General features: G+C 67.2%; 1 pseudogene. It reads left to right on the forward strand.

Going from position 1 to position 1,393, the window contains the following annotated elements:
- Positions 1-413 precede the first annotated feature (413 nt).
- A pseudogene (locus ACFXKA_RS42795) lies at positions 414-1,393 on the forward strand (hypothetical protein); the annotation flags it as partial.

Below are 1,393 nucleotides of genomic sequence, written 5' to 3' on the forward strand. Positions count from 1 at the left end.
GCGGCAACTTCACAGTCCGGCCACAGCTCCGCCTCCAACAGACCCTCAATGGGGTCATATGACACGCAAGTAGTATGTTTCACTCTTGCGATCATGGCTGGGGTCGTAGAACCTATCCTGAAGCCGAAGCGCCCAAGGAAGCACGCGTTCCTCGTAGTTGGGGCACCTGAAGAGTTTGCTCCGGTTTGCATACCGAGCGGGGTGGGGGTCCCGTTCATGGGCCGATGCCGCCAACGGCGTCATGCAACCGGAAGGTCCCGATACGTGTCTGTACTGACGGCGGCGCGCGACCAGGCGGGCCACCACCGGGCGGCCCGCCACCGACATGTCCGGGACGGGTGGTCTGCGGGGGCCCTCTCCGGACGAACCGACCGACCAATCACGCAGCCAGCATGCGTGCGGGGGGAGGACTGATGACGTCGACGCCGGACGGCGAGCGGCAGAACAACGACGCGTCCCGGACCACCCAGCTCCGGGTTCCCTCGCAGCTCAGGAATGCCAGAGCCCGGCTCCGGCCGAAGGCCGAACTGCCCAAGTACGACTACGAGCACTACAGCCGGCTCGCCGGACCGCTCACCCAGCCGGACCCGAACAAGCCGTACAAGGTGCAGTACCGCTCGCTGCTCTCGCAGGAGCCGCACCGGATCCGGGCCGCCCTGCTGCTCGGCGCCGCCCCGCTTCTCTCGCTCGGTCTCTTCGCCTGGCTGATGCAGCCGCAGCACTGGACCGAGCGCGACCCGAACCTGAAGAACGACACGCTGCTCGTCCTCGACATCGTGATGCTCGTCTCGATCGGACTGATCGAGCTGTTCCGCACGATGAACGTGCTGTCCAACGCGCACGCGACGCTGGTGGCCCGTGACCCGGTCCCCGTCGTACCCGCGAGCGGCACCCGCGTCGCCTTCCTCACCTCCTTCGTGCCGGGCAAGGAGCCCCTCGAAATGGTGACGAAGACGCTGGAGGCCGCGGTCAGGATCCGGCACCGCGGGCTGCTGCACGTCTGGCTGCTCGACGAGGGCGACGACCCCTCCGCCCGCCGGCTCTGCGGGGAGCTGGGGGTGCGGCACTTCAGCCGCCTCGGCGTACCCGAGTGGAACCGCGAGAAGGGCGTCCACAAGGCCAGGACCAAGCATGGCAACTACAACGCCTGGCTCGCGATGCACGGCGACGACTACGACTTCTTCGCCTCCGTCGACACCGACCACGTACCGCTGGCCAACTTCCTGGAGAGGATGCTGGGCTTCTTCCGCGACCCCGACGTCGCCTTCGTCGTCGGACCGCAGGTGTACGGCAACTACGACTCGGCGGTCACCAAGGCCGCCGAGTCGCAGCAGTTCCTCTTCCACGCGCTGATCCAGCGGGCCGGCAACCACTACCACGCGCCCATGTTCGT

The organism is Nocardia sp. NPDC059228 (assembly GCF_042754245.1).
In the GTDB taxonomy this organism is placed as follows: Bacteria; Actinomycetota; Actinomycetes; order Mycobacteriales; family Mycobacteriaceae; genus Nocardia.